The 26412-nt window shown below is 32.2% G+C and carries 28 protein-coding genes; 13 read left to right on the top strand and 15 right to left on the bottom strand.

Features of this window, described 5'->3' with window-relative positions; genetic code table 11:
- Positions 1-37 precede the first annotated feature (37 nt).
- A complete protein-coding gene (rny, locus tag EG240_RS01815; RefSeq protein ID WP_125016814.1) occupies positions 38-1603 on the top strand; it encodes a ribonuclease Y in 1566 nt (521 codons plus the stop codon).
- An 18-nt stretch (positions 1604-1621) separates the two neighbouring features.
- Here rny and xerD read toward each other — a convergent pair whose 3' ends face one another.
- From xerD to EG240_RS01795, 4 genes are all read right to left on the bottom strand, one after another.
- Positions 1622-2542, bottom strand: a complete 921-nt coding sequence (gene xerD, locus EG240_RS01810; protein ID WP_397337312.1) for a site-specific tyrosine recombinase XerD — start codon at positions 2540-2542, stop codon at positions 1622-1624.
- Positions 2543-2598: 56 nt separating this feature from the next.
- Entirely contained in the window at positions 2599-3204 is a 606-nt protein-coding gene (locus tag EG240_RS01805; protein ID WP_125016810.1) for a porin family protein, read from the bottom strand.
- 52 nt (positions 3205-3256) lie between these two features.
- Positions 3257-4045 carry a porin family protein gene (locus tag EG240_RS01800; RefSeq protein WP_125016808.1) on the bottom strand — a complete coding sequence of 263 codons (789 nt, stop codon included), beginning with the start codon at positions 4043-4045 and terminating at the stop codon, positions 3257-3259.
- Between the two features lie 127 nt (positions 4046-4172).
- A complete protein-coding gene (locus EG240_RS01795; RefSeq protein ID WP_125016806.1) occupies positions 4173-4799 on the bottom strand; it encodes an outer membrane beta-barrel protein in 627 nt (208 codons plus the stop codon).
- Positions 4800-5152: 353 nt separating this feature from the next.
- Here EG240_RS01795 and aroQ point away from each other — a divergent pair, with 353 nt between their 5' ends.
- Positions 5153-5569: a type II 3-dehydroquinate dehydratase gene (gene aroQ, locus EG240_RS01790; RefSeq protein ID WP_125016804.1), complete on the top strand. Its 417-nt coding sequence runs from the start codon at positions 5153-5155 to the stop codon at positions 5567-5569.
- Positions 5570-5638: 69 nt separating this feature from the next.
- On the opposite strand, the gene EG240_RS01785 is transcribed toward aroQ, so the two are convergent.
- Positions 5639-6103 carry a Dps family protein gene (locus EG240_RS01785; protein ID WP_125016802.1) on the bottom strand — a complete coding sequence of 155 codons (465 nt, stop codon included), beginning with the start codon at positions 6101-6103 and terminating at the stop codon, positions 5639-5641.
- Between the two features lie 111 nt (positions 6104-6214).
- On the opposite strand from EG240_RS01785, the gene EG240_RS01780 reads away from it, so the two are divergent.
- The gene (locus EG240_RS01780; RefSeq protein WP_125016800.1) at positions 6215-7153 is read left to right on the top strand and encodes a LysR substrate-binding domain-containing protein; all 939 of its coding nucleotides are present in this window, start codon (positions 6215-6217) and stop codon (positions 7151-7153) included.
- 43 nt (positions 7154-7196) lie between these two features.
- Here EG240_RS01780 and EG240_RS01775 read toward each other — a convergent pair whose 3' ends face one another.
- The 4 genes from EG240_RS01775 to EG240_RS01760 all read right to left on the bottom strand — a co-directional run bounded on the left by EG240_RS01775 (position 7197) and on the right by EG240_RS01760 (position 9102).
- The gene (locus EG240_RS01775) at positions 7197-7397 is read right to left on the bottom strand and encodes a hypothetical protein (protein WP_125016798.1); all 201 of its coding nucleotides are present in this window, start codon (positions 7395-7397) and stop codon (positions 7197-7199) included.
- Between the two features lie 81 nt (positions 7398-7478).
- Positions 7479-8147 carry a tRNA (5-methylaminomethyl-2-thiouridine)(34)-methyltransferase MnmD gene (mnmD, locus tag EG240_RS01770; protein WP_125016796.1) on the bottom strand — a complete coding sequence of 223 codons (669 nt, stop codon included), beginning with the start codon at positions 8145-8147 and terminating at the stop codon, positions 7479-7481.
- Positions 8147-8596 (bottom strand): hypothetical protein, encoded by a 450-nt coding sequence (locus tag EG240_RS01765; RefSeq protein ID WP_125016794.1) that lies wholly within the window; start codon positions 8594-8596, stop codon positions 8147-8149. The genes mnmD and EG240_RS01765 overlap by 1 nt, the downstream gene beginning before the upstream one ends.
- Positions 8596-9102 (bottom strand): DUF4920 domain-containing protein, encoded by a 507-nt coding sequence (locus tag EG240_RS01760; protein ID WP_125016792.1) that lies wholly within the window; start codon positions 9100-9102, stop codon positions 8596-8598. Before EG240_RS01760 ends, EG240_RS01765 begins: the two co-directional genes overlap by 1 nt.
- Positions 9103-9343: 241 nt before the next feature.
- Between EG240_RS01760 and EG240_RS01755 the strand changes: the two genes are divergently transcribed.
- From EG240_RS01755 to EG240_RS01745, 3 genes are all read left to right on the top strand, one after another.
- A complete protein-coding gene (locus EG240_RS01755; protein WP_125016790.1) occupies positions 9344-10414 on the top strand; it encodes a branched-chain amino acid aminotransferase in 1071 nt (356 codons plus the stop codon).
- Positions 10415-10492: 78 nt separating this feature from the next.
- Positions 10493-10681, top strand: coding sequence for a hypothetical protein (locus tag EG240_RS01750; RefSeq protein ID WP_125016788.1), 189 nt, complete (start codon positions 10493-10495; stop codon positions 10679-10681).
- A 276-nt stretch (positions 10682-10957) separates the two neighbouring features.
- Positions 10958-12226: a site-specific integrase gene (locus EG240_RS01745; RefSeq protein WP_125016786.1), complete on the top strand. Its 1269-nt coding sequence runs from the start codon at positions 10958-10960 to the stop codon at positions 12224-12226.
- 278 nt (positions 12227-12504) lie between these two features.
- Here EG240_RS01745 and EG240_RS01740 read toward each other — a convergent pair whose 3' ends face one another.
- The 6 genes from EG240_RS01740 to EG240_RS01715 form a co-directional block, all read right to left on the bottom strand.
- Positions 12505-15480 carry a type I restriction endonuclease subunit R gene (locus EG240_RS01740; RefSeq protein ID WP_125016784.1) on the bottom strand — a complete coding sequence of 992 codons (2976 nt, stop codon included), beginning with the start codon at positions 15478-15480 and terminating at the stop codon, positions 12505-12507.
- A gap of 4 nt (positions 15481-15484) precedes the next feature.
- Positions 15485-16810 carry a restriction endonuclease subunit S gene (locus EG240_RS01735; protein WP_125016782.1) on the bottom strand — a complete coding sequence of 442 codons (1326 nt, stop codon included), beginning with the start codon at positions 16808-16810 and terminating at the stop codon, positions 15485-15487.
- On the bottom strand, positions 16810-18585 hold the full coding sequence (locus EG240_RS01730) for a class I SAM-dependent DNA methyltransferase (RefSeq protein WP_125016780.1): 1776 nt from the start codon (positions 18583-18585) through the stop codon (positions 16810-16812). The genes EG240_RS01735 and EG240_RS01730 overlap by 1 nt, the downstream gene beginning before the upstream one ends.
- A 66-nt stretch (positions 18586-18651) precedes the next feature.
- On the bottom strand, positions 18652-19608 hold the full coding sequence (locus EG240_RS01725) for a hypothetical protein (protein WP_125016778.1): 957 nt from the start codon (positions 19606-19608) through the stop codon (positions 18652-18654).
- A 3-nt stretch (positions 19609-19611) separates the two neighbouring features.
- Positions 19612-21192 carry an AAA family ATPase gene (locus tag EG240_RS01720; protein WP_125016776.1) on the bottom strand — a complete coding sequence of 527 codons (1581 nt, stop codon included), beginning with the start codon at positions 21190-21192 and terminating at the stop codon, positions 19612-19614.
- A gap of 11 nt (positions 21193-21203) precedes the next feature.
- Positions 21204-22250, bottom strand: a complete 1047-nt coding sequence (locus EG240_RS01715) for a helix-turn-helix transcriptional regulator (protein ID WP_235830317.1) — start codon at positions 22248-22250, stop codon at positions 21204-21206.
- 509 nt (positions 22251-22759) lie between these two features.
- Between EG240_RS01715 and EG240_RS01710 the strand changes: the two genes are divergently transcribed.
- From EG240_RS01710 to EG240_RS01680, 7 genes are read left to right on the top strand one after another with little or no spacing between them, the layout of a single operon-like run.
- Positions 22760-23152, top strand: coding sequence for a single-stranded DNA-binding protein (locus EG240_RS01710; RefSeq protein ID WP_125016947.1), 393 nt, complete (start codon positions 22760-22762; stop codon positions 23150-23152).
- Positions 23153-23196: 44 nt separating this feature from the next.
- Positions 23197-24270, top strand: coding sequence for a DUF932 domain-containing protein (locus EG240_RS01705; protein WP_125016774.1), 1074 nt, complete (start codon positions 23197-23199; stop codon positions 24268-24270).
- 52 nt (positions 24271-24322) lie between these two features.
- Entirely contained in the window at positions 24323-24706 is a 384-nt protein-coding gene (locus tag EG240_RS16775; RefSeq protein ID WP_235830316.1) for a hypothetical protein, read from the top strand.
- 20 nt (positions 24707-24726) lie between these two features.
- On the top strand, positions 24727-25209 hold the full coding sequence (locus tag EG240_RS01695; protein ID WP_125016772.1) for a DUF1281 family ferredoxin-like fold protein: 483 nt from the start codon (positions 24727-24729) through the stop codon (positions 25207-25209).
- Positions 25210-25220: 11 nt separating this feature from the next.
- Complete coding sequence (locus EG240_RS01690; protein WP_125016770.1) at positions 25221-25559, top strand: molybdenum ABC transporter ATP-binding protein; 339 nt, start codon at positions 25221-25223, stop codon at positions 25557-25559.
- A gap of 14 nt (positions 25560-25573) precedes the next feature.
- Positions 25574-25768, top strand: a complete 195-nt coding sequence (locus EG240_RS01685; RefSeq protein ID WP_125016768.1) for a hypothetical protein — start codon at positions 25574-25576, stop codon at positions 25766-25768.
- Between the two features lie 12 nt (positions 25769-25780).
- Positions 25781-26407, top strand: a complete 627-nt coding sequence (locus EG240_RS01680; protein WP_125016766.1) for a PRTRC system protein E — start codon at positions 25781-25783, stop codon at positions 26405-26407.
- Positions 26408-26412 lie beyond the last annotated feature (5 nt).

The raw sequence follows: 26412 nt of genomic DNA, 5'->3' as shown, positions 1-26412 counted from the left end.
CCTAATATGGGCTTTTTTTTTAACTATCAAACTTATTATGGATACAGTAATATTTATCATCATTAGTGTCATTGCTGGAGCAGGAATAGGCTTTGCGATTGCAAAATATCTAGAAAAGAACAATGCTTCTTCGATACTAAAAAATGCACAAAACGAATCGAAAACCATTCTTAAAGATGCTCGTGTAGAAGGCGAATCTATCAAAAAAGAAAAAATTCTTCAAGCAAAAGAGAAATTCATTGAACTTAAAGCTGAACACGAACAAGTTATTTTATCTCGTGACAAGAAAATAGCTGAAGTAGAAAAAAGAACTCGAGATAAAGAATCTCAAATTTCTAGTGAATTATCAAAAGCTAAAAAAGCAGCTGAAGAAAGTGAGAAAAAAATCAGTGAATACGAAACAAAACTAGAAGCTGTTGAAACAAAAGCTGAAGAAGTTGAGAAAATGCACAAAATTCAAGTTGAAAAACTAGAATTAATTGCTGGACTATCTGCCGAAGAAGCTAAAAATCAACTAGTTGAAAGTTTAAAAGCAGAAGCAAAAACCTCAGCAATGTCGCACATTCAAGATACGATTGAAGAAGCGAAAATGCAGGCACAACAAGAAGCTAAGAAAATCATCATCAACACCATTCAACGTGTAGGGACAGAAGAAGCAATTGAAAACTGTGTATCTGTTTTCAATATCGAATCTGACGATGTTAAAGGTAGAATTATCGGACGCGAAGGAAGAAACATTCGTGCTTTAGAAGCTGCAACTGGTGTAGAAATTATTGTAGATGATACTCCAGAAGCTATTATCCTTTCTTGTTTTGATCCAGTTCGTAGAGAAATTGCTCGTTTAGCTTTACACCGTTTAGTAACTGATGGACGTATTCACCCAGCAAGAATTGAAGAAGTAGTTGCTAAAACTGCTAAACAAATTGACGAAGAAATTATTGAAACTGGTAAACGTACAGTAATTGATTTAGGAATTCACGGATTACATCCTGAATTAATCAAAACAATCGGTCGTATGAAATACCGTTCATCATACGGACAAAACTTATTACACCACTCAAGAGAAGTTGCTAAACTTTGTGGAATCATGGCAGCTGAACTAGGATTAAATGTAAAACTTGCAAAACGTGCTGGTTTATTACACGATATAGGAAAAGTACCTGATACAGAAAGTGATCTACCTCACGCATTATTAGGAATGCAATGGGCTGAGAAATATGGTGAAAAACCAGAAGTTTGTAATGCAATTGGAGCTCACCACGACGAAATTGAAATGACATCTTTAATTTCGCCAATCATTCAAGTTTGTGATGCTATTTCTGGAGCAAGACCTGGAGCAAGAAGACAAGTTTTAGATTCTTACATCCAACGTTTAAAAGATCTTGAAGGTATTGCTCAAGGATTTGGAGGTGTTAAAAATGCTTATGCTATTCAAGCTGGTAGAGAACTTCGAGTAATCGTAGATTGTGATAAAGTTACAGACGAAATGGCCGCAAATCTATCTTTTGAAATTTCTCAAAAAATTCAAACAGAAATGACTTATCCAGGACAAGTAAAAATTACTGTTATCAGAGAAACAAGAGCTGTTAACATTGCTAAATAAAAAAAAGAGTTCGATTATTTAATCGAACTCTTTTTTTATATTCAAACCTGACCAAGGATGATGCAATTCCATAACTTCTTTTAAACGTGAACGATCAACATGCATATATATTTCTGTAGTAGTTATCGATTCGTGACCTAACATGGCTTGAATCGAACGTAAATCAGCACCATTCTCCAAAAGATGTGTTGCAAATGAATGTCTAAATGTATGCGGACTTACTTTCTTTAGAATATTCGATAGTTTTGCTAAATCTTTAACTATCGTAAATATCATTGCTCGAGTCAATTGTTTTCCTCTTCGATTCAAAAACAAAATATCTTCATCTTTAGGATCTATCTTTAGATGAACGCGAATTTCATCTTTATAAATAGTAATCCATTTTATGGTTTGATTCGCTATTGGAACAAATCTTTGTTTACTTCCTTTTCCAGTTACTCGAATAAAACCTTCTTCAAAAAACAAATCTGAAATCTTTAAATCAACCAATTCACTTACACGCAAACCACATCCATATAAAGTTTCTAAAATAGCTTTATTTCGATTACCTTCATCGGTACTTAAATCAATATTAGAAATCATATTGTCAATTTCTTCAATAGCTAAAACTTCAGGAACTTTACGACCTAGTTTTGGAACATCAATAAACAAAACCGGATTTTGATTGATATATTTTTCTAAAACCAGAAAATCATAAAATCCTTTCAAACCTGATATAATTCTAGATTGAGTTGAAGGAGCAATAAATTCTGAAATTGAATAAATAAAATCTCGAACCAAAGTTTCGTCAACATGTAATAAATCAACGGTTGATTCTAAATCTTTCAGGTAATTCTGAAATTTATAGATATCGAAAAGATAACTCGTTATGGTATTTTGAGCCATCGAGCGTTCGAGTTTTAGATAATTCTTATATAGTTTTACGTATTTCTCCAAAATTATAAAATAAAAAAGCCACCAAATTAGGTGGCTTAAATTTACTATTTTTAATTGGATTAGAATTTATATCCTACACCAACTTGGATAACTTCATTTTTAGAACTTGCAAAATATGTATCTGCCTTTCCAACTTTTGTTAATCCAAAGTTATAACGAGCATTTACAAAAAAACCATTAGTTAAATCATAAGCTAAACCAGCACCAATACCAAAATCAAAAGACTCAAAATTATCTTTATTATCAGATTTATCACTACCAGAAACTCCAGAAGCACTAACATTTCCTTCACCTTCTGCTTTAACTAAAAATCCAAATTGAGGCCCCACTTCTACAGAAAACCCTTTATAAACATAATACTTAGCTAAAATTGGAATATTAATATAATCAACTTTCTGTGTTCGTGATGCTGAAATTCCTAAAATAGAAATTTCAGATTTTACACCTTGAGAAGAATAAATCAATTCAGGTTGAACAGAAAATTTGTCGTTGAATTTAATTTCAGCAACAGCTCCTACATAAAAACTAGTTAATGATTTACAATTATCAACATTTGACAAAGAAGCAAAATTAACTCCTGCTTTAGGACCATATTTAACTTCTTGTTGTGCATTTGCACCAAAACCAATTGCGATTAACGCAGCCAAAGTAAAAATCTTTTTCATATATATCTATTTTAAATTTAACTTTATTTAACAAAACTTGTGCCAAAACACATTAAAACCGATAACCAACAGAAATTTGAATAACAGTGTTTTTCGCTTGCTTAAACTCCAATTCACTGTTTAATTTATTTATTTCATTAATAGCAAACTCAGATGCACCTTCTGGAATCAATATCTTCGAATATTCATTATCTGCTTTATAAACATCTTTTAATCCTAAATAATATCTACCTGAAATAAAAATTCCGTTTTCGAAATTATAAGAAAGTCCAGCAGAAATACCATAATCAACTTTGTCATAATATTTTTTGTAATCAGAACTTACATATCCATTCGCATCTAATTCGCGATCAACTTCTGATTGATAATTCATAAAATAAGGACGAGATTCATAGAATTTATATAAATCATACGCACCATTAGCTCCCATCAAAAAACCAATTTGAGGTCCAACTTCTATAGCAAAATTATCTTTGAAATAATATTTAATCATTATGGGTACATTCAAATAATGTAATGAAACATTATCAAGCTTGTTCTTACCAATAACTTTACCAGTGGTTTCGTCACGAATTTCAGTTTCTTTACCTTTATACCCTTGATTTGAATATTGTACTTCTACTTGCAAAGCGAACTTTTTATAGTAACTCAACGGCAATTCAACCAAACCACCAATATGGAAGGAAGGCTTCATTTCTTGAGTATTTTTATCAGCTGATAAATTTGTAAGATTCAAACCACCTTTTATTCCAGTGACAATAGGATTTTTAGGATTAGACTGCGCATTTACATTTAAAGCAATCATTCCTGTAACAACCAATAAAAGTAATTTTATTTTCATAAATATTTTTTTTTAGTTTGGTTAGACAATTCTTTATTAAAACAATTTTACAAAAAAAAAATCAATTTAACTAAAAAATAAAAAGCCCTTCTTAAATAAGAAGGGCTTTTAAAAATATTGTAACAAATTAGAATTTGAACGTTAAACCAAACGTTGCAGCATCAAAGAAGTTGTTAAAGTTATTGATATTCATATTAAAATCATTTTGCGCTTTACCACCTTTTGGTTTAGTAGTTGTATAATCAACTAAATTAGCGAAACCGAAATTAATAGCGATTTTTGGTGTAACAAAGTAGTTAACTCCTAAATCTAATCCTGCATTTACTCCACTACCTTTAGTTTCAACAGTTGGTAAATTAGCTAATTCAACTGTGTTTTTTGCATTAGCAAATCCAACATTAGCTTGTCCGTAGAATTTAAAACGTTGTCCTAATTCTAAGAAATAATAACGCCCGAAAACACCAACGTTAAAAGCATTTGTCTTATTAATGTTAGTTGTACCTGAATAATTATCAACTTTAGTTGAAGATAAATCAAAATATAGTCCAGCAGCAAACTTATCACTAATAAAATAACCAACTTGAGGTGTAAAATTAAATGCATTTTCTTTTACTTCAAGTGCTTTATCGTCTGAAGTTGAATAACGAATACTACCTTCCAACATAATGTCTCCTTGGTTGAAACCATAACCTTCTTGAGCTTGCGCTGAGTAACCTAAAGCCACTACAGCCAATGATAATAAAATCTTTTTCATATTTGTATATTTATTATTACGAGACAAAATTAATCAATAAATACATCAACACAAAACATAATTATATAAATTTTAACATAAAAAACAAATCCCAAGACAAACCATTAACATATAGAAATAATCATAATTGAAAAAATTAACACAAATGCCACATATTATTTTTAAATACAATATTTTTTTTAAATAATTTACAATATAAATCAAATAAAAGGATTAAAAAAGCTTGTAGAATTTAACTTAAACATAAATTAAAAAACTTGCATTCTTAATATCTAAAAAGTCAATAACATCTCTTTACTATTAGAGATTAATTTAAAATATAATTTTTACCTTTATTTTTTAAAATCAACAAAATGAAAATCATAATCATAAACGGACCAAATCTGAATTTACTAGGCAAAAGAGAGCCTACTATTTATGGAAATGAAACTTTTGAAAACTATTTCAATACACTAAAAAGTCAATTTAAAAACATTGAATTAAGTTATTATCAAAGCAATATTGAAGGTGAGTTGATTGATAAAATTCAGGAAGTTGGTTTTGAACACGATGGAATCATAATAAATGCAGGAGGCTATACACATACATCAATAGCAATTGCTGATGCAATTTCAAGTATTTCGACTCCAGTTATAGAAGTTCATATTTCTAATACTTTTGCACGCGAATCATTTAGACATAAATCTTTTTTATCAAATGTTTGTAAAGGAATCATCATTGGATTTGGATTGGATTCCTATAAATTGGCAATTCAATCATTTGAAAAATAAAATCAATATATATAATAAAGAGTTCGATTTACAAAACCGAACTCTTTAATATTATTATCAAAATAAAACTTATCCTAAAAAGGCTTTCATCATCCAAATATCTTTTTCTTGTTCAACGATTAAATCACTCATCATTGAAGTTGTTCCTTCATCGTTAATTGAAGAAGCTGTTTCTAAAATTTCTCTTTCAATTACTAATAATTTAGAAAGTGAATCGATAATCAATTCAACAGCTTTTTCGTCTTCTGAAATATTTTTACCAACAATCAATTTATTGTGTTGCATATAATCATCAAACGAATGTAATGGAACACCTCCTAAAGTTAAAACGCGCTCTGCAATTTCATCAATTCGCAATTGTGCATTGTTATATAATTCTTCAAACTTTACATGTAAATCAAAAAAACGTTTTCCTCTAATGTTCCAATGCAATCCTCTTAATGATTGATAATAAATTTGAAAATTCGCCAATAAAGTATTTAACGAATCAATATTTTTTTCTGTTTCTTTAATTGGTAAGCCTAAAATGTTCATAAGTCTAAAAATTTATTTCTTTTTTATTCACTCAAATTTACGAATAAATACCCGATATTTGTATAAATAAAATTGATATTAATTATTTAATTATAGATAAAACCTTTAGAAATGACTATTACACAATTAAATTATGTATTAGCAGTTGCCGAACATCAAAACTTTACATTAGCAGCTGAAAAGTGTTTTGTTACGCAACCGACTTTAAGCATGCAAATTCAAAAATTGGAGGATGAATTAGATGTGAAAATTTTTGATCGTAATAAAAAACCGATTCAATTAACTGAAGTTGGAAGACAAATTGTTATTCAGGCTAAAAACATTGTTAACGAATCAGACCGAATTAAAGATATTGTTGATCAACAAAAAGGATTTATTGGAGGAGAATTTAAATTAGGAATTATACCAACAATCACTCCTACTCTTTTACCAATGTTTCTTACTAATTTTATTAATAAATATCCCAAAGTGAATTTGGTTATTGAAGAATATAATACAGAGGAAATTATTTACAAACTAAAAAACGGTCAAATTGATGCTGCAATTGCTGCAACACCTTTATTAGAACAAGATATTAAAGAAATTGTATTGTATTACGAACCTTTTGTTGGTTATATTCCTGAAGATTTTAGAAACAACAAAGTTGAAATTGAACCCGAAGATTTAGATATTAATGATATTTTACTTTTAAAAGATGGTCATTGTTTTAGAAATGGTATTTTAAACATTTGTAAAAGTTCCAAAACAGATCCAAATAGAAAATTTGAATTGACAAGCGGAAGTTTTGAAACATTAATAAAGCTTTCAAATGAAGGATTAGGCGTAACTTTATTACCTTATTTACATTCTTTGAGTTTAAATGATATAGATAAGAAAAATATTATTCCCTTTAAAGACCCAAAACCTTCAAGAGAAGTCAGCTTGATTTATTTTAAAAGCGAATTAAAATCGCACATCATCGATGCTTTACGAAATGTAATTTCTGGAGTTGTTAGAGGAGCTATTGCTTTTCAGGATGTAAAAATCATCAGTCCAAAACTAAAAAAATAAGCTACTTTTCAGTAGCTTATTTTTATTTAGTTTATAAATTCAATTAATAAGAAAAGTCAAGTTCTTGAGAATTTAATTCTGGTTTACTTTCTAAAAACTTAACCAACCATTTATGTAACTTCTCTAAATCGTAAGGAAGTAACTTCTTTCTTGCTTTCGATAATTCTTTAAAAAACAATTCCTTATCAAAACTCACACTGGTTAAAACCTTAATAGCATAATTTACAGGATCAACAGCACTCATATTTAATGTATTTTTTTATAAATATATATAATTTTTTAAATAATAAAAAAAATAAACATAAAAAAAATCAAAAAATACAAATTAAATCAAAATAGCACGTGTCATTTCTCTTTTCCCAGGAGGCCCTTCTAATTTTTCAATTTTAAAACCAAGTTTCTTTAAAGTTCTATTTACTTCACCTTTACAAGCGTAAGTTACTAAAACTCCATTTGGTTTCATTGCCTTTTTAATTTTTGTAAAAATTGATTCAGACCATAATTCTGGTTGAAACTGAAACCCAAAAGCATCAAAATACACTAGGTCAAACTGATTTTCGAAATCGATATTTTCAAACATCAATTGTTTTTTCATCAAACTAAAATCGGATGAAATCATGTTTTCTTTTTCCCAATCCTTTTGATGTAATAAAGAAAATTTTGATTCATAGTTTGGATCAAAAAAGCGTTGATAATTTAATGAACTCCATTCATCTTCTTGTAATGGAAATCCTTCAACACCCGTATAAAAAATTTTTTTCTGATTTTTTTCTGATTCAATAAAAGTCATAAAACAATTCAAACCTGTTCCAAAACCAATTTCAAGAATATGAATTTGTTCGATATTTTTTTGAAAAACAAAACGCAACCCGTTTTCAATATAAACGAGTTGCGCTTCTTGAATTGCTCCGTGGATTGAATGAAAACTTTCTCCCCACGCTTCGACTAAAATCGTACTTGAACCATCTTCTGTTTCAATTACTTTTCGCTTCATTATTTTATAAATAGTTTTTTTATTCTTGGAATCGGCCCTCCGCATTTTTTAGCATGACAAGCTAAACAAGACTCAACCATTGCATTAAATTTTTCTTTAGCTTGATCAGGATTTGCGTAAATCGCTTTTTGAGCTTCAAGATAAAATGCGGCTTGTTCTTGATAAAACGCATCATTTTCAGTCGGATCGGTCATTACTGCTGTATGAATTTTTTCAAACTTTTCAGGAAATTCTCCCAAACTATCGTTATCAATAATTCTTGAACGAAGCTGTTGATTATAAGCATACATTTGCTCCATCAACAAAGCTAATTCGGTCATTTCATACATCTGAAAATTAGATTCTTTTTTTATCGAATCATTAGTTTTCACACTAGAATCTTCACTCTTTTTATCTTGACAAGCAAATGCAAAAAAACAAGCGAATAAAAGAACTGTAATTTTTTTCATTATTTAGTATCAGCAATTAAAACACCGTCAGCCATAAAACGTAACGTTCTCTTTGGTTCAACAATACTATCAATTGCTTGTTGAGATTTCCCAGCATCTTTTGCATAATGTTTTAATTCATCCACTGATATTTCTTCGATAAAAGCTTTACCTTCAACTACTGCATAATGTTCTTCTGCTCCTTCTTTAGGAACGAAAAATGCATAATCTTTAAACTTAACAAAAGATTCTTGACCATCAGCTAAATTTAATGTCATCCAACATCCTTTTTTTGCACAAGTAGAAATAATATCAGCTCCAAATTTCACATTTAAAGTATCTGTTGATTTCATTGTTTCATATTTAGCCAACATTTCTTCTTTTGTTAAAACACTTTCATTAGTAATAGAATCACCAAAAGATTTGAAATTCACTTGCTCAACAACTTCAGCTTCAGCAACTTCTTTTTTATCATTACAGCTTATAAAAGCCATTATTCCAATAGAAAATAAAATTATTTTTTTCATGTTTCTTGATTTAATTCGGCAAATATACACTTTTTTTAGTTTAATTTAACAGAGAATTCTAGCCTGAAAAACATTTTAATTCTATAATTATCAGCTAATTAATTAAATATAGATAAATTACACAAATAGACAATTGATTTAAAATTATTTAAAAAAAATGAGTTTGCAAGTATTATTTTTGCTAATTTTGTAAAATTACATATGTTTACAGAACAACATAACTCATTATAAAATATTAAAAATGGAGATAGATATCTTAAAAGACTTCTCTTTTACGCCCGTAGAAAAATCTAAAATTGACACATTTGACTTTGAAAATGTACAATTTGGAGCAAAATTCACTGATCATATGTTGGTTTGTGAATACAAAAACAATGCTTGGCAACAAGCTGAAATCAAGCCTTATGCACCGATTCAGCTAGATCCTTCTGCACGTGTTTTTCATTACGGACAAGCGATTTTTGAAGGAATGAAGGCGTACAAAGATGTAAATGACGAAATTTGGTTATTTAGACCTGAAGAAAATTTTAATCGTTTCAATAAATCAGCTGTGCGTTTAGCGATGCCAGAAATTGACGAAACAATTTTTTTAGACGGTTTAAAAGCTTTAATTAATATCGAAAAAGAATGGGTTCGTAAAGGTTTAGGAAACTCTTTATACATCCGTCCATTTATGATTGCTACAGAAAGTGGCGTTATTGCTTCTCCTTCAAATGAATTTTTATTCTGTATTTTATTATCACCAGCAAAATCATATTACGCAGGAAAAATTAAAGTACAAATTGCTGAATATTTCAGTAGAGCCGCAAACGGAGGAATTGGAGCTGCAAAAGCTGCAGGAAATTATTCTGCTCAATTCTATCCAACTAAATTAGCTCAAGAAGCTGGATTTAATCAAATTATCTGGACAGATTCGACTCATACAAAATTAGAAGAATCTGGAACAATGAATGTTTTCTTTAGAATTAATGATACGATTTATACAGCTCCAACTTCTGACCGAATTTTAGATGGTGTTACTCGTAAAAGTTTAATTGATTTAGCTAAAAAAGAAGGTTACAACATTGAAGTTCGACCAGTTTTAGTTGATGAAATCGTAGAAGCTGCAGAAAACGGAACTTTAAAAGAAATTTTCGGCGCTGGAACTGCTGCGGTTATCAATCAAATTGAAGCTTTCTCTTATAAAGATAAAATGTACGAACTTCCAAATATGGACAACGAAGGTTCTTACGCTTTAGACTTAAAAGATAAGTTAACAAAAATTCAAAACAAACTTGCCGATGATTCTTTCGGATGGACAGTTAAAATATAATTAATTAAAGAGCTTGTTTTTACAAGCTCTTTTTTTATTCTAACTTTTAGCCGTAAATTTGTTTCAAAATATAACAACATGTTTACAACTGGTCAAATTTACTTTGGAATTCTTTTCGCAATTGTTTTTGTAGCTGCAATGATTTACACTTATAGAAAAGATTTACGTTTACACAAAACATATTACAAAGGAAGTAGTTGGATTTTTCTAGGATTTTTAGGTTTTATTGGATTATTATTTGTAATTAAGCTTTGGCTAAAAGAATAATTTCTATTTTTGAATAAAAAAGATTAATAAAAAGCAAAGATAAGCAAAACGGTTAAAACCGTTGCTATACAGTGCTTTATAAAACAGTAGTCTTAGTTTGGGACGCTGTGTCGGATTGGTTTTGGACGTGAAAATACAAAGTTAGGTTACTAATTCGTTACCGATTACAAAAGGTAACTAAAGTACTTAATCGGTTATATTTCAGCTTTTTGCACTTCTTTTTATATTTCCTTGTAACTCAATGTAATTTAATTTTAAACATTAAACATTTGAGTTATGGAGCAGACAAAAAAATCGACGTTCAAACTTCTTTTCTATCTGAAAAAGAACGAACTGAAAAAGAACGGTAATGCCCCCATTATGGCACGTATTACTATTGATGGAATAGCTAAAACTTTGGGAACAAAGTTAGAAATCAATCCTAATAATTGGGATTTAAAACACGGAAGAGTTCAGGGTAAAAGTGTCATCGCTTTGAATATCAACCAAAAACTGGATAACATTCGTGGGCGCATTGACAAGATTTATGAAGATATGCAGAAACGTGAGGGCTTTGCAACGGCACAAAAAGTAAAATTATCGTTTTTGGGTGTTGGTGTAATGGACGATGCAATACTTAAAGTATTCAACGATCAAAATATCGAATTTAAAAAACTGGTTGATAAAGGAGAACGCTCACAAAGCACCTACAACAAGTATATCACGGTTTACAATCATCTTAGCACGTTTATAAAAGAACGCTACCATCGTGATGATATGGCTTTTCGAGAATTGACTTGCGATTTTATCCGTGAATTGGATTTTTACCTTCGATACGATTTGCAGTCTTCCCATAACACGATTTGGGTTTACACAATGCCTGTTTTAAGTTTGGTGGAGCTGGCTATTAAAAAAGGTTTGATACGTGATAATCCTTTTGAGGATTATGAAATCAGTATGGAAGAAACCGATCGAGGTTATATTCTGAAAGAGGATGTAGAAAAGTTGATGAAGTGTGTACCACCACACCCACGATACGAATTGGTAAAAGATCTATTTATTTTCAGTTGTTTTACCGGACTTGCTTATGCGGATATTAAAAAACTAACCAGAAACAATATCCAGTCTTTCTTTGACGGTCATCAATGGATTATCAGCAGAAGAAAGAAATCAGATATTGCTTCCAATGTTCGGTTAATGGAAATCCCTAAACGTATCATAGAAAAGTATATTGGCACTACACGTAATGAATTTATCTTTCCCGTTCCTACCAATGTAACCTGTAATAACCACATTACTAAACTGATTGAAAAAGCAGAAATTAATACAGAGCAAAAAGTAACTTTTCACACGGCAAGACATACTTTCGGAACAATGTTTCTTACTGAAGGTGTTCCATTGGAAAGCCTCAGCAAAATGATGGGACACAAAAATATTTCTACCACACAGATTTATGCCAAGATCACAAGTCAGAAAATTAGCAAGGATATGGATTTGGTATCACCAAAATTCGCAGGAATGGAAGCTGCATTTATTCAAATGGAGCAAGAAGATTTAGCTATCTAAATTATACTAATCAATAGTAAAGTTTAAGCAGGATTTAACGATCCTGCTTTTTTTATACCCATACTTTTTGTAGCCTAAGCACATTTACTTTCCATCGCAATTCCCCTCGCAGTAAAAGAGCTTATCGCTATGTTCTGAAATAGAAAATCAAAAAACATAGCCCCACACCACCCACTTCATTATATTTTTCAATTCCCTATTGCGGGCTTTCATAGCCCGGTCAATTATTCATTCCTTAAAAAATTAAAAGAATATTTCTAGAATAACCAAGTATAATCTTATACTCCTCTCAATACCCGATCATACACTTCGTTAAACCAAAGACGTTTAAACTCTTTATTTACCCGATCATCTGTAAGTTTGTTGTATAAACTTAATTTACCATCAATAAAATTCAAAAGCTCATCATCGATAGTTTCATCGAATTTATCCTGAATATTGGCTTTAGAGTTATTCTTATTAAAGAATGTCATTAGCTCTTCGTTCTGATAAACATTCTCTTTCATCTTCATGAACTCGACTTTGTCTTCATCTTTTAAATCTAAACCAAAGGTATCATTTAATACTTTTATGATTTTGGTTAACAATTCAAATTCATCTTCTTGAATACCATTAGCACCTCCAGGTGTTTGACCTTGCATATTTACTTCGGCAGACTCTAATTGTAGGTCCGTTGTATATTGGTGCTGAAGTTTGTAACTATCTAACTCTACATTCTCTAAGACATCAGTGGGTAATGAAACTCTATTCGATGGTAGTTTTTTAAATAATGCTGTTAATAGTACATAATATTTCTCTAAATCAATATCGGTAAAGGTTATAATTTGTGATAAAAATCTATACAAACGAATAAAGTCATTGATAGTAGCTTTTAGTTCAATTTGAACTTCATTTTCAAGACCGTTAAATCGTTCTACCAAATTATTTAAAATAGGTTGTAATAATTCCATATTATCACCTTTTCTAAAGAATATTTCTGCGAAAGCTTCTACATCATTCTGGTAAATTAAATTCGCGGATTCAATTTTATTCAATACATCATAGACTGAATTTTGGTCAGTCTGATCTCCAAAATCCATACGGTTACTACCATAGTAGAATTGAAAATCTGCCTGTACTTTTTCGGGATCATTTACAAAATCTAAAACCATCGTAGAATCTTTCCCCTTCCGAGTACGGTTTAAACGACTAAGAGTTTGCACTGTACTTGTACCTCCTAATTTCTTATCCACAAACATGGTATGTAACAAAGGTTCATCGAAACCAGTTTGGTACATATTCGCCACAATAAGTATACGATATTTAGGTAATTTTAAAGCTTCTGGAACAGATATTTTACCTTCTAATTGATTCATGGACGCAGATGTGTGTTCTGCTCCCGTATCGCCATCTGTAACTGTACCACTAAACGCTACTAAAGCTTCATAAGGTAGATTCATTTCACGCATGATCTCATCAAACTTTAGTTTGTAACGAACGGCATGTAATCTACTTTTTGTTACCAACATGGCACGTGCCATACCTTGTATTTCATTCTGAGTTTGCGATGCAAAGTGTTCTAGCATGATACGTGTTTTCTTCTCAATAGCATGATCTTGTAAATCAACGTAATTTGCTAATAAACGTAAGGTTTGTTTTTTAGAATACTCTTTATCCTCTACTTCAGAACGTTTCACTAATTTGTAATAACGTCTCCAAGACATATAATTTTTCAGAACATCTAAAATAAAGCCTTCCTTTATGGCTTGTTCCATAGAATATAAATCAAACTCGGTTTTATCGCCAGCTTGATTTTTTGTACCAAAAATTTCTAAGGTTTTACTTTTTGGGGTTGCTGTAAAGGCAAAAAACGAAATGTTTTTTTGATCGCCTTTGCTCTTGATTTCATCCTCAATGATATCATCTAAGCTTTTTTCTACCACGTCTTTTTCTTCAGCCTCTTCTAAAGACAATGACTTGCGTAAGTGACGAGCTGCTTCACCCGATTGAGAGGAATGTGCTTCATCTATAATTACGGCAAATTTCCGCTCGCTAAAATGTGAAACAGATTCAGAAATAACTGGGAATTTTTGTAAAGTTGTCACAATAATTCTACTTCCGTTCTCTATAGCTATTCGTAAATCTTGTGCTGATTTATTTTCATCAATATAGGCTACAGCTCCTGGTGTTTGTTCAAACTGGCGAATATTGTTTTGTATCTGCTTATCTAATACACGACGGTCTGTAACCACTATTGTGGTGTCAAATAATGATTTTGGATCAGATGGATTTTGATACAAATCTGATAAGCGATGTGCCAACCAAGAAATCGTATTCGATTTACCAGAACCAGCTGAATGTTGTATCAAGTACTTTTGACCAACACCTTTATCTTTTACATCTTTTAATAATCTATTGACTGCACGACGTTGATGAAAACGGGGAAAAATCAGTACTTCTGATCTCTTTACTTCAATAGCATTAGTTTTTATATTAAAAATCTTCTCTTCATTGGTTTGTAAATTGATAAAATTCTGAACCAAATCAAGTAAAGAATCTTTACGCATTACATCGCTATACCAATATGACGTAGCAAAATCATCTTCGCGGTAGTTTTCTAAATCTTGATTGAAAGGTAAGAAAAAAGTCTTTTCGTTTGCCAATCTTGTGGTCATGGCAATCTTTTCTGTACTCACTGCAAAATGAACCAAACAACGTTGAAATTCAAATAACCTTTCTTTGGCATCTCTATCTTTACGATATTGCTCTATGGCTTGTGATAGATACTGACCAGTTAACGCATTTTTTAGTTCGGCAGTCGCTACAGGAATACCATTGATAAAGAAAGCTAAATCTAGCGAATTGTTATTTTTTGTAGAATAACCTAACTGACGGACTACAGTTAATCTATTCTTTTTATAGTTATCTAAATGCTCTGGCGAACGGTCGTGGTTGGGCTTAAAATAAGCCAGTTGCAATTTTACCCCACGATCTTTTAAGGCACCTTCGCGAAGCACCTGTAAGGTTTTGTTTGTAGCAATAGATTTAGCTACGTTTTCAACAATCTTCTGATCCGTTAAATCGCCGTATTGCTGCTCTAATTTTTTGTACTCATCCGGCTGGGTGTCTTTTACAAAAGCAATAACATCTTCCTCTATAAGACATAAGTCTTTATTGTAAACAGAAGTATGTTTCTCTTGATATTCTTTTACGGTATTTACTAAATAATTTACCACATGCGCCTCGAAAGCACCTTCGTTTGTTCCTGTAGCCATAGCGTTATATATCTATTTTGCCTGTTACAGCTTCTGAGATTAATGATTGACGGTATTCTTTAAGTTTGTTGATTTGAGCTTGGATTTTATTGCTAATTGAATTCAATTCAAGAACTTTTGATTTAATCGTATCAACAATTAATTCCTGCTCTACTACATTTAGTTTTGGAATTATAAAGCTTTTCAGATTTTCAAAGTTTAAACCTTCTCTATTTCCTCCTGTTATACCTAATCTAATTTGAGTTTGGCCAATATTAGAATATAGAAAATAATTTAGGTATTTAGAATTTAATTCGTCAGTTGGTCTAATGATGCATACATGCTGATTTACATTGAATTCCTCATTCATTTCAACCACGCATGATCTACCGATTGATCCTCCAGTAATATTTAATAAAACATCATTAAATACAACTTTAGAGTTTTCCATCTGCAAATGTGTTTTTTCATCAATAAAAACGACATCATCTAACCTTAAACCATCAAAATAAACATTTTGACTTCTAATAAATTTAACACCCTCTTCTGTATAAACTTCAGCTCCTCCTCTTGGCGTAACACCGCTTCCTACTTTTTCAGTAAGATACTTTAATTGTGTTAATTCCCAATGCTCTGGAATTTCACCAAGCCATTCGATACCAGAATCCTTGACTTCGACTGGCTCAGTCCAAGCATTTCCATTCCAAACTTTTTTTCCCGTTATCGCTTCGTTGATGATGGCTTTTTTCTTTTCTTCTAAAAGAAGTAAAAGACTTTCCTTTTTCTGTATAATGGTATCAATCTCAGCTGTCTTTTTATCTAAAAATTCAGCAATACGGATTTGGGTTTGCTTTGGGGGGATTGGTACTTGGAAATCATTTAGATTCGTTAATGATACTCCTCCAATTAGCCCGCTTAATGAACTATTAAATTGAACCTTAAATCCGTCACTTTGTAAATAATAATAGATAAATTTTGACGATTCACTATCTTCACCTGTAAAACAAGCTAGTTTATTTACAAAACAAACTTCTTGTTTAGTGAAAGTTAATTTCTTTCCTGCACTACCTCCCTCAATACATAAAAGAGATGAACCAAGTGGAGCTAATTTATATTTAGTTTCATTGTAGGGTATAATTATATCCGTGTCATAATTACAAGAATTATTATTGACATTTATATCCTTAGAAGAAATGTAAATTCTACCTTCTAGACCATCTTCGTCATTAGAAAATTTATTTTTTTCAGCATCATTCAAACTATTACCAGTATAAATGGATGAAAAATACTTTAGTTTAGAAACTGACCAATTTACAGGGATATCTGAATATATATTAATTATATCTCCCATTATACAAACAATTCTTTAATTAAATCAGAAATACCCTTTTCTCCATTTTTGCCAAATTCAAGATTTAATATCTCTTCTTTGATATCTGCAGATGCACGTAACGGTACATAGTTATAGAAATATTTAGAGAAGTTAATTTCGTAGCCAATTTTAATTTTGTTGGCATCTGGCCATGCATGGTCTACATGTGGTAAGATATTTTCTGTAAAATAAGTGCGTATATCATCAGATAACGGAATACGTTCTGTACTACGCTTTTTGCTATCGGCGACTAACTCTCCCTTTTTGTCTTTTTTGAATTCGCCATTTTTTTCCAATGTAGGTCTTTCTACTGGCACACTATAATAACCAAAGAACTCATTATCGAATATTTTAGAATACTCACTCTCTTCAAAATGGGTGTACATATCTACCACTGCATCAATATGATGTTCTAAGATTTCGTTACGCTTATTACCTAAGCTACGTTTGTTAGGAGTTGCAAAACCTATTTTACCAGTACGCTTGTCTTCTACATCAGATGCGTTGATGAGTTGCACTTTACCACGACGATGAACAGGTTTGTTATTGTCTAAAAACCAGATATACGTACCGATACCTGTATTGTAAAACATATCTTTAGGCAACGAAATAATACAATCTAACAAATCACTTTCTAGGATAAACTTACGGATATCGCTTTCGCCACCACCTGCACTACCAGAAAACAAAGGTGAGCCATTGGTTACTACAGCTATTTTACCACCTGATGCCTCCATTTTAGAAATCATGTGTTGCAAGAACAACAATTGTCCGTCACTTTTCGCAGGTAAACCTGCATAAAAACGACCTGCAGGATTGGTACTTTCATTGTTTACAAAATCGTAATCTTTTGCCCAAGTTACACCATACGGCGGATTAGCAAATTGGTAATGAAATTTTTTATCTGGAAAGCGATCGTTTGTTAATGTATTTCCATGCTTAATATTATCGACATCACCACCCGAAATAAGAGCTTCTGCTTTAGCAATAGCATATGATTGTTCATTTATTTCCTGCCCATAGGTAAAAATAGTTGGTTTTGGACCAGTAACAAATAATTCATCTACAATATAATTCTTTGCTAAGTTAACCATACCACCTGTACCCAATGTAGGATCATAAATAGTACGAATGATTCCTGGTTGAGATAATTCTTCTTTTTCTGTTGAGAAAACTACTTTGTACATTAATTCAATTACATCTCGTGGGGTAAAATGTTCCCCCGCAGTTTCATTGGATTGCTCATTCGAAATACGGATCAATTCTTCGAATACATAACCCATATTTTGGTTATCGTATTTGTCTAAGGATAAATCCACATCGCACATGGCTTTCACCATTTCGTACAATAGTTTGTTCTTTTGCAAACGAGCAATGATTTTTTCGAATTGAAAGTTCTCTAAAATTTCAATTACAATAGGATTGAAACCATTTATGTAATTATGAAAATCGATATCAATGGTTTTAGTACTTTCTTTTAATGAGTCGAACGTGTGTCGTGATGTGTTATAGAAATTTAAGCCCCCCGCTGCCTTTTTTAAAATAGGAGCTAATTTATCATCCGCTACCTTTCCTTTAAAGTTTTCATAAGCAGTGCGTATGTTCTCGTTTTTATCTTTAAGGATACAATCTAAACGGCGTAATACAACGAAAGGTAATAACACGTCACCAATTTCGTTTTTCTTGAAAACGTTCCATAATACCTTATCGGTAATATTAAAAATGAAGCTTATATCGGGTCTTTGTGTAGACATGAAATTCTAATGTTTGTTTTTGTTAATACAAAGATATGTTTTAATTGTGCAGTAGAGATGCATTGGTTAAGAGAAATTAATGAATCTCGATTTTTTATCACCAATTATGTTTCCTGCGACTGCATTATTTACTATTGTTTGCAAATCAGATAAAGTATTCTTGTATAATTTATAATTGTTTTTGTCAGCTATACTTGCGAAATGAATTTCCTTCCCTCTTGTTATTTTATTACCATTTGCTAAGAAATAATTAAACGTATCACCAGAATAAATCCTTAATAAATTTCGTAATATCGTTCTATCATGCTCTACATAATGTTTTATTATTGTAACATTAGGACTATCAACATATTTAGCTTTTACAAGTACACTGATTGAAGTTTTTAATTCAGTATAATCAATATTCATTTGGTCACCCTTAACAAAAATTACAATATTTAAAATTTTTCTACAGTTATCTACCAATGAATTATCAATAATTCCATTAAGATTTGTTGGGATCAAACTTTTGTCTGTTAGTATGTAATTATCTACAATTATTATATCAGTATGTGATGTTTGAAAGTTTTTAAATATTTTCCAACTTGAAAATTCTTCTCCGATTCTCAATTTTAGTTCAAACTTATAGTCGTCATTTTTAAGAAATAGAGTTTTAAACATTCCTATTTCTTCTCCAATATCTGCTATCAATAAATCATCTTTTTCCTTTAATTTGTTCAAATCAGAATTATTGATAAAATAAACAGACAAAAGCTCATCAATTGAAAAATTTTTGTGGCTATTTGATTTAATATCCCTTGCAGGAAATTTCTCTGGTATATACTTTATCACTTTATCTCCAACACCATCGCTTAATAGCTTTATAAAGTTCATTAAATCCTCAGATTTCTTAAAATCTTCCTTATTAAAATTAAAAGATAGGTCTAATTGCTTTTTAATAAGTTTTAAACAATCATGGTAAAAATCATCTTTAGGTTGTTTTAAAAATGACTCTAAATTTTCTAAATCAAAATATGCTACCATAAACTACATTAATTCAAAAGCTAGATTAGACGATTCATCAAAAAAACCAGATCCAAATTCATTAGAAAAACGTCCATCTTGACGGTAATTCATATTCCAAACTTTTAAATCATCATTAAAATATAACACTGCAAATGGGTTCTCATTAGGTGCTACTTCAAAATCATTTTCTTTTACAAGCAATTGTGTTGTACGAATGATATATTCTGAATGAGTTTCTATAATAAACTTCACTTTGTATTTGTCGTAAACCTCAAAAAACAAATCACACAATTTACTTTGTAATGCAGGATGTAAATTTAATTCTGGTTCTTCAACAATAACAAAATAGTTGAATTTCGCTTTCTTACTTTCTTGCTCTTTGTAATAAATAACAGAGGCTAATCTGAGAATTAACAATACCGCTTGAATAGATCCCATTCCTTTATCTGCTAAAGGGATAAATACTTCATTTTCTTTTAAAGTGATATCATAAGCCTCTCCATTGATTAATTCAATTTTTAAGTCAGTTCCAATCTGAAATTCCTTAATCCATTCTTTAACAAAACCTGAGATGATAGGGTCATCTTGTAAACCTAATTGATAGTATTTATGTACTACATCGGCCAAATCATTATTCTTATCTCGAATTGATAATAGAGCTGACTGTTTGTTAAGTGTTGCTGGCAAATAAAACACTTTGGAACTATTTGTAAAACTTAAAAACTGATCAGAGAAATTTTTGAAATTGTTGCGATTGATGTAATAATAACGTAAATCACTGAAAACTTCTTCTTCATCGCTTTCTATAACTTCTTCATTTTGAGAAATTTCCTCTGTAACATCGCTTTCTTCAATATTGTTGACTTGACTTTCTTCTATTAGCTCTACATTTGGGTTTTCAATCCAATATTGAACTTCCAGTTCTGTGAATAAATCATCAAATAATTGAGTAAAATCATTGCCGCTATAATCCGCTTCGACAGTAAAAGATGTTTCAATCTCTGTTTTAGCATCTTTTAAATTCTCTATGTTTTTAGATAATTTTTCTATTCGACTTTTAATGTCAATACTATCCTTGGAAAGCTCATCCGTTATAGACATAAGTGCTTGTTCAAGTACTTGCTTTTGCTGAATAGCTTCGTTTAAAGCATCATTTTCAATCGTTTCTCTATAATTATATGAAATTATAGCATGTTCTTTTTGCGGATCAATCTCGACCGTAAAAAAAGACGATGTATCAGTAATTTTAAAAGTAGCCACATCTAAGATCGTACTATCTTTTTTGCCTGTTACGTTTAGATAAAATTCATAATTACCTAGCTTCAATGTAATAGGAATGTATTCTTTATTTTCTCTTTCACTCATCGTTTTGCATAATGCCCGATCGAATGTTACGATATTTAATAGTTCTACACTTCCTTGGTTTAAATCTAATTGTTTCAGATTACCCGATTTAAGATAATTGTAGACCATTACAAACGCCTTAACAAAAGTAGATTTACCTGAATTATTCTTACCTACTACAAATGTTATATCGTTAAAATCTAATTTTGGAAAATCTTCGAATTTTCTAAAATGCTTAAATGCTATGTTATTTTTCATTAAAGTCTTTTTTAATATTGGTTTAATGTACTTTTTAGTCTTTCAATAAGACGATTTTTCAAATTTATTGGCTCCAATACTTTCATGTTTTCGCCATAAGACAAAATGAGTGTTTCTAATTCGTAATTCAGTTTTACATGTATCGTCAAAATATTACCTTTCATTTTTTGCGAACCATGAATAGGTTTGGATATGATATATGGGATAATATTTTCCGATAACTCTATTGAAACTTCAGTAACTTGATTTTCTTCGAAATTTGTTACCCCTATAATATCTTCGAAATATTCTTCAAAGTCTATATCAGTTTCAATAAAACTCTGATTTCCAATTTCAAGATTTATAATACGATCTAATGCTAAATTTTGAATATTTTGAAAATCATGATTCCAACCAAACAAAAACCAACGACTGTTGTGTTGTTTTAAATAATATGGCGAAATAACATATTCATGAACTTCATTAGATTTAAACGATTTATAAGTTATTAGGATAACTTGTTTATTTTTGATAAAGTTAAAAACAAGTGTTAAATTTTCTATGCCTACCAAAAACTCGTTCTCCTCAAATGAAATGATGTGATTTCTATTAGAATCTTTAGTTCCAAGTAATTTAGTCTCTAAACTTTCTAAATTACTTAAACCAGAAATCCCCTTAATTCTGGAAATAATTTCTAAAGTATTATCTATTGATTCTAATTCGTCATTAGTTAAAGGCTTTTTTAAAATTGAAAATGAAGCATCTTCATATTTATAAAATACCCTACGACCATCTTTTATTGGAATTATTGGTGCTTCAAATCCAGCGTCACTTCTCATAAAATCAATATCTATAAAAATTTGCCTTCTCGAAACAGTAGCTTCTTTTCCATAATGTTCGGTTAATGCGATTGAACAATGGTTAATCAAATCATCAATATAAAAATTTTTATACGGATTTGAAAAACACTTGTCTAATACTTTATAACGAATCTGAGCATTTTTGTTAACAGCCATGTACGATGGTTTAAATCTTCCAAAAATAATCAATTCATAATTGATTGTTTGCTTTAATAACATCAATAATAAGTTTTATGAAGAATATCTATTTTTTATGTCATTACTTTTTGTAGCCTAAGCACATTTACCCCCTTTCACGTTCCCCTCGCAGTAAAAGAGCTTACGACTACTCTTTGAATAGAAAATTGAAAAACACAGCCCTCCTTTTCCTTCTCTTTATATTTTTCAAATCTCTATCACAGGCTTTTAAAGCCTGGTCATTTATCCCAAAAATTTATTACAAGAATATTTCCATAATCAACCGGTAAAAAGGCAGCCAAAGTACGGCGGTCACCCCACGCTCAATCCCAGCCAAAAGACTACGGCATAAACGGTTTCCTCCCTAAAGGTACCCTCCAATTATTCCGTTTCCTTTTGGCTTTTCCTCTTGACCGCCTTGATAGTCTGCTTTCTTTTTTCCGGTTTTTCTTTTGGAAAAAATTATGCGAAGCGAAGCAAACCACAACAGGAAGCAGGAAACGAGAAAAGCGAACATAACAAAATGTAAAACTTTTAAAACAGGAACGATTATGAACATCATCGGAAGACTGACAAGAGATGCGGAAGTACGCACAACGTCACAGGACAAACAAGTAGTAAACTTTTCAGTAGCTACCAACGAAAGCTACAAGAACAAACAGGGCGAACGCATTGAGCAAACAACCTATTTCGACTGTGCCTATTGGCTGTCTGCAAAGGTAGCATCACTACTGACCAAAGGCACTTTGGTAGAACTCACAGGCAGGGTAAGCACGAGAGCGTGGACAGGCAAAGACGGAGAGCCGAAAGCAGGTTTGAATTTCCACACTTCAAATATAAAGTTTCACGGAGGTATCAAAAGAACCGAAACCGTACAGGCTACAGCACAAACAGGAAGCAACAGTACAGCAGGGAAAGGCACAGAAGACGACCTACCATTCTAACAACAATCATTTAATCATTTTTCAAACTTCAAAATTTTATCAAAATGGCACATAACATTCATTTCAACGAGAGAACAGGAAAGCACAGTTTCTTTTCAGTACAGCAAAAAGCGTGGCACGGTTTGGGGCAAATCGTGGAGCAATACCCAACAAGCGAAGAAGCTATCCGACACGCAGGATTAGATTATGAGGTGGTAAAATCCCCTTTGTTTACCAAAGGTTCGGGAATTATCGAAACCGCTAACGGCATAGAAATAGGCAGTAGCGAATTGGAAGTACCTAACTATTTCGCCAACATTCGCACCGATAACAATGCCGTATTGGGCGTGGTCGGTAAGGATTACCACATTGTGCAAAACCGTGAAGCCTTTAATTTTTTTGATGCTATCGTAGGTGGTGGCGAGGGAATATTTTATGAAACCGCAGGAGCATTAGGAAAAGGTGAACGCATTTTTATCACAGCCAAATTGCCCGACTATATTCGTGTAGGCAATGGCGATGATGTAACCGAGAAGTATATTTTCCTTACCACTTCTCACGATGGTTCGGGCAGTATCACAGCCGCTTTTACACCTATCCGTATCGTATGCCAAAACACGCTGAATGCTTCATTACGCAGTATGACCAATGTAGTCCGTATCAAACACACTTCGGGAGCAAAACAGCGTATCGAGAACGCTCACAAGATTATGGGACTTGCCAACACATTGAGTAACCAATTAGAGGGTATTTTCAATGAGTGGACAAAGGTAAAAGTCACAGACCGAGAGGTTAGAAAGTTAATCCAGTTGGCACTTTGTCCGAACAAGGAAACGCTTGACCTACTCAAAAAAGGTGCTGAGGATGAAGTTTCCACCGTGTTCAAAAACGTAGTTGATGATGCTTTCAGCTATGCGATGATGAGCGATACCCAACAAATGGACACGACAAAAGGCACATTGTTCGGAGCGTATAACGCTGTGACAGGCTACTATCAGAATGTAAGGAATTACAAGAATGACGAAGCCAAGCTACAAAGCATAGTACTCGGTGGTACTGCCCAACTGAAATCACAGAAAGCATTTGAATTGTGTACTTCATTTGCTTTGGACGGTGCGGAAATCCTAAGCCTTAATTAAATAACAACAGGCTACCGCCTTAAACGGTGGTAGCCTACTATAAACTAGAATTATGACAATAGAGATATATGAAGCAACGCTGAAGCACGACACAGGTACGACAATGCTAAGGGTATTTTCATTAAGTGGAAAGCAGGGAGCTATACAGCAGATAACAACCACAGAGGGTTGTCCCGAATGTGCCATTGTGGATATAGTGAAAATTGATAACGATACAAAACAGCAGGATATGAAAGCAAAAACCATAGAGGAAGCAAAAGAATTGGCTAAAGGTAAGAGCCTTGAAAAAAAGCATAAGGACGACACAGTACATATTATCTACTGCAATCGTACGGAGTATTTCTACATATGCACGGACGGTTTAATACGCCTTTGGGAGCAGTCATTCGGCTACTATGTAAATGGTATTTATACCGCTGAAAAATCACATTCTTAACCCTTAAACAAAAAACGATTATGGCTAATTGGTGCAGTAATACGGTTGTTTTCGAGGGAGAACCCGAAGCAATCGAACAGATACAACGGCTATTCAAATCAATGGCTGAAAAACAACAGAAAGAAAATTGCGGACAACTGCCCGAGTTCATACAGGACAGTAACGGTGGCTATTTCTTCGACATCTACCAAGACGATGATGTTACAGGCATATTCCAATACGAAACAAAATGGTCGCCCAATATAGAGGTAGTACAAGCGATAGCAGAACACTATAACGTGAATTTCACACAGGACTATGAGGAATTAAGTAACGGTGTATGTGGCAGGGCAATGTTTTCTGACAAGCTACTCACAGATATTTATTTGGACGAAGAAGAATTTGAGCAATACGAGTTCGATGAAGAAACGGACACCTACCATTTCGAGGGTGAAGAATACGAAAGTGATTACGAGATATTGGAAACCCTATTGGAGCGAAAAATCGCCATTCATCAATCTTAAATGCAGACACAATGGAAACAAAAATAATAGCCACAAAGTTTGTCCGCCACGATGTACCCGAACTGAAAACCCTGCAAAACGCAAAAGTCTATCTGTTAAGGGAAAAACTCAACAAGGGTGAAAAGATGAACCGAGCCGAAAAGAATTGGCTTGCAGAAGCCGTAAACCGAAATGCTTTCTTCAAACGAGCCGTTCCCTTGCAGGGTTATTGCTTCGGGTTTGAAGATGTATTAAAAACCTATGTGGTAAAGCAGTACGGCAATTGGGCAGAATACAACGCCCCCGACAAGACAAGCCTTAAAACCATTGTTTACGGCAGGATTGACCAGATAGCAGAAATCAGTAAGTAACAATTAGAACAGTAATGAAAGTAACAGATTTGAACGGTTGCGAAATAGAAATAACCAACCTAAAGGAAGCTATCAAAATAGCTAAAAGGAACACAGGATACAGCCACGAAGACAAAAGTTTTTCAGAGTTCGACAAAAAACAAAAAGCCTATTGGACGGACATACACGAGAAACTGACGGCAATCAAAAAACGAACAGATAACAATTAAAATTTCAGAACGATGAATATCAATTTTTTCAATCAGATACAAGCTTTGGACTTTACAGGAGTATTGCAACTGAACATTTCCAAAGGAGCAGAAAATAACCTAATTGTATCGGTTCTGCTTAACAACGAACAGTGCGGAGATAACGCCAAAAACCTTATTCCCCCATTGACATTTAACGCCACTCCACAGGAATTTGACGAGGGATTTTTTGAGCAGATAAAAGCACCTATTCAAACCGTTTCGGGTGTAATGGTGGATATGGAAAAATTCCTAAAACAAATGGAAGAAGTCAAAAAGCAATCGGCAATGGAGAAAGAAAAAACCGAGAAAGCCAAAAAGGAAAAAGAAGCCAAAGACAAGAAATTTAAAGACGGAATGGCAAAGGCTGACGAACTCGAAAAAGAGGGCAAATTCCGTGAAGCGTGGATGAAAGTTCCCGATATAACCGAGTTCCCCGAAAAAGCGGACGAGATACGCAGACGCAAAACAGCATTGTCTGCAAAATTCGCTACACCAAGTCTATTCGGAGAAGCGGAAGAACCACAACCCGAACCGAGCCAGGAGGAAGAAACCACAGCCGATTGCCCGATTGATGAAACAGGCAATTGCCAATTTTACGAAACAGACGAAGAAGAATAAAAGTA

Source organism: Paenimyroides tangerinum (genome assembly GCF_003865405.1).
In the GTDB taxonomy this organism is placed as follows: Bacteria; Bacteroidota; Bacteroidia; order Flavobacteriales; family Flavobacteriaceae; genus Flavobacterium; species Flavobacterium tangerinum.
This window is presented reverse-complemented; position numbering and strand designations above follow the sequence as displayed.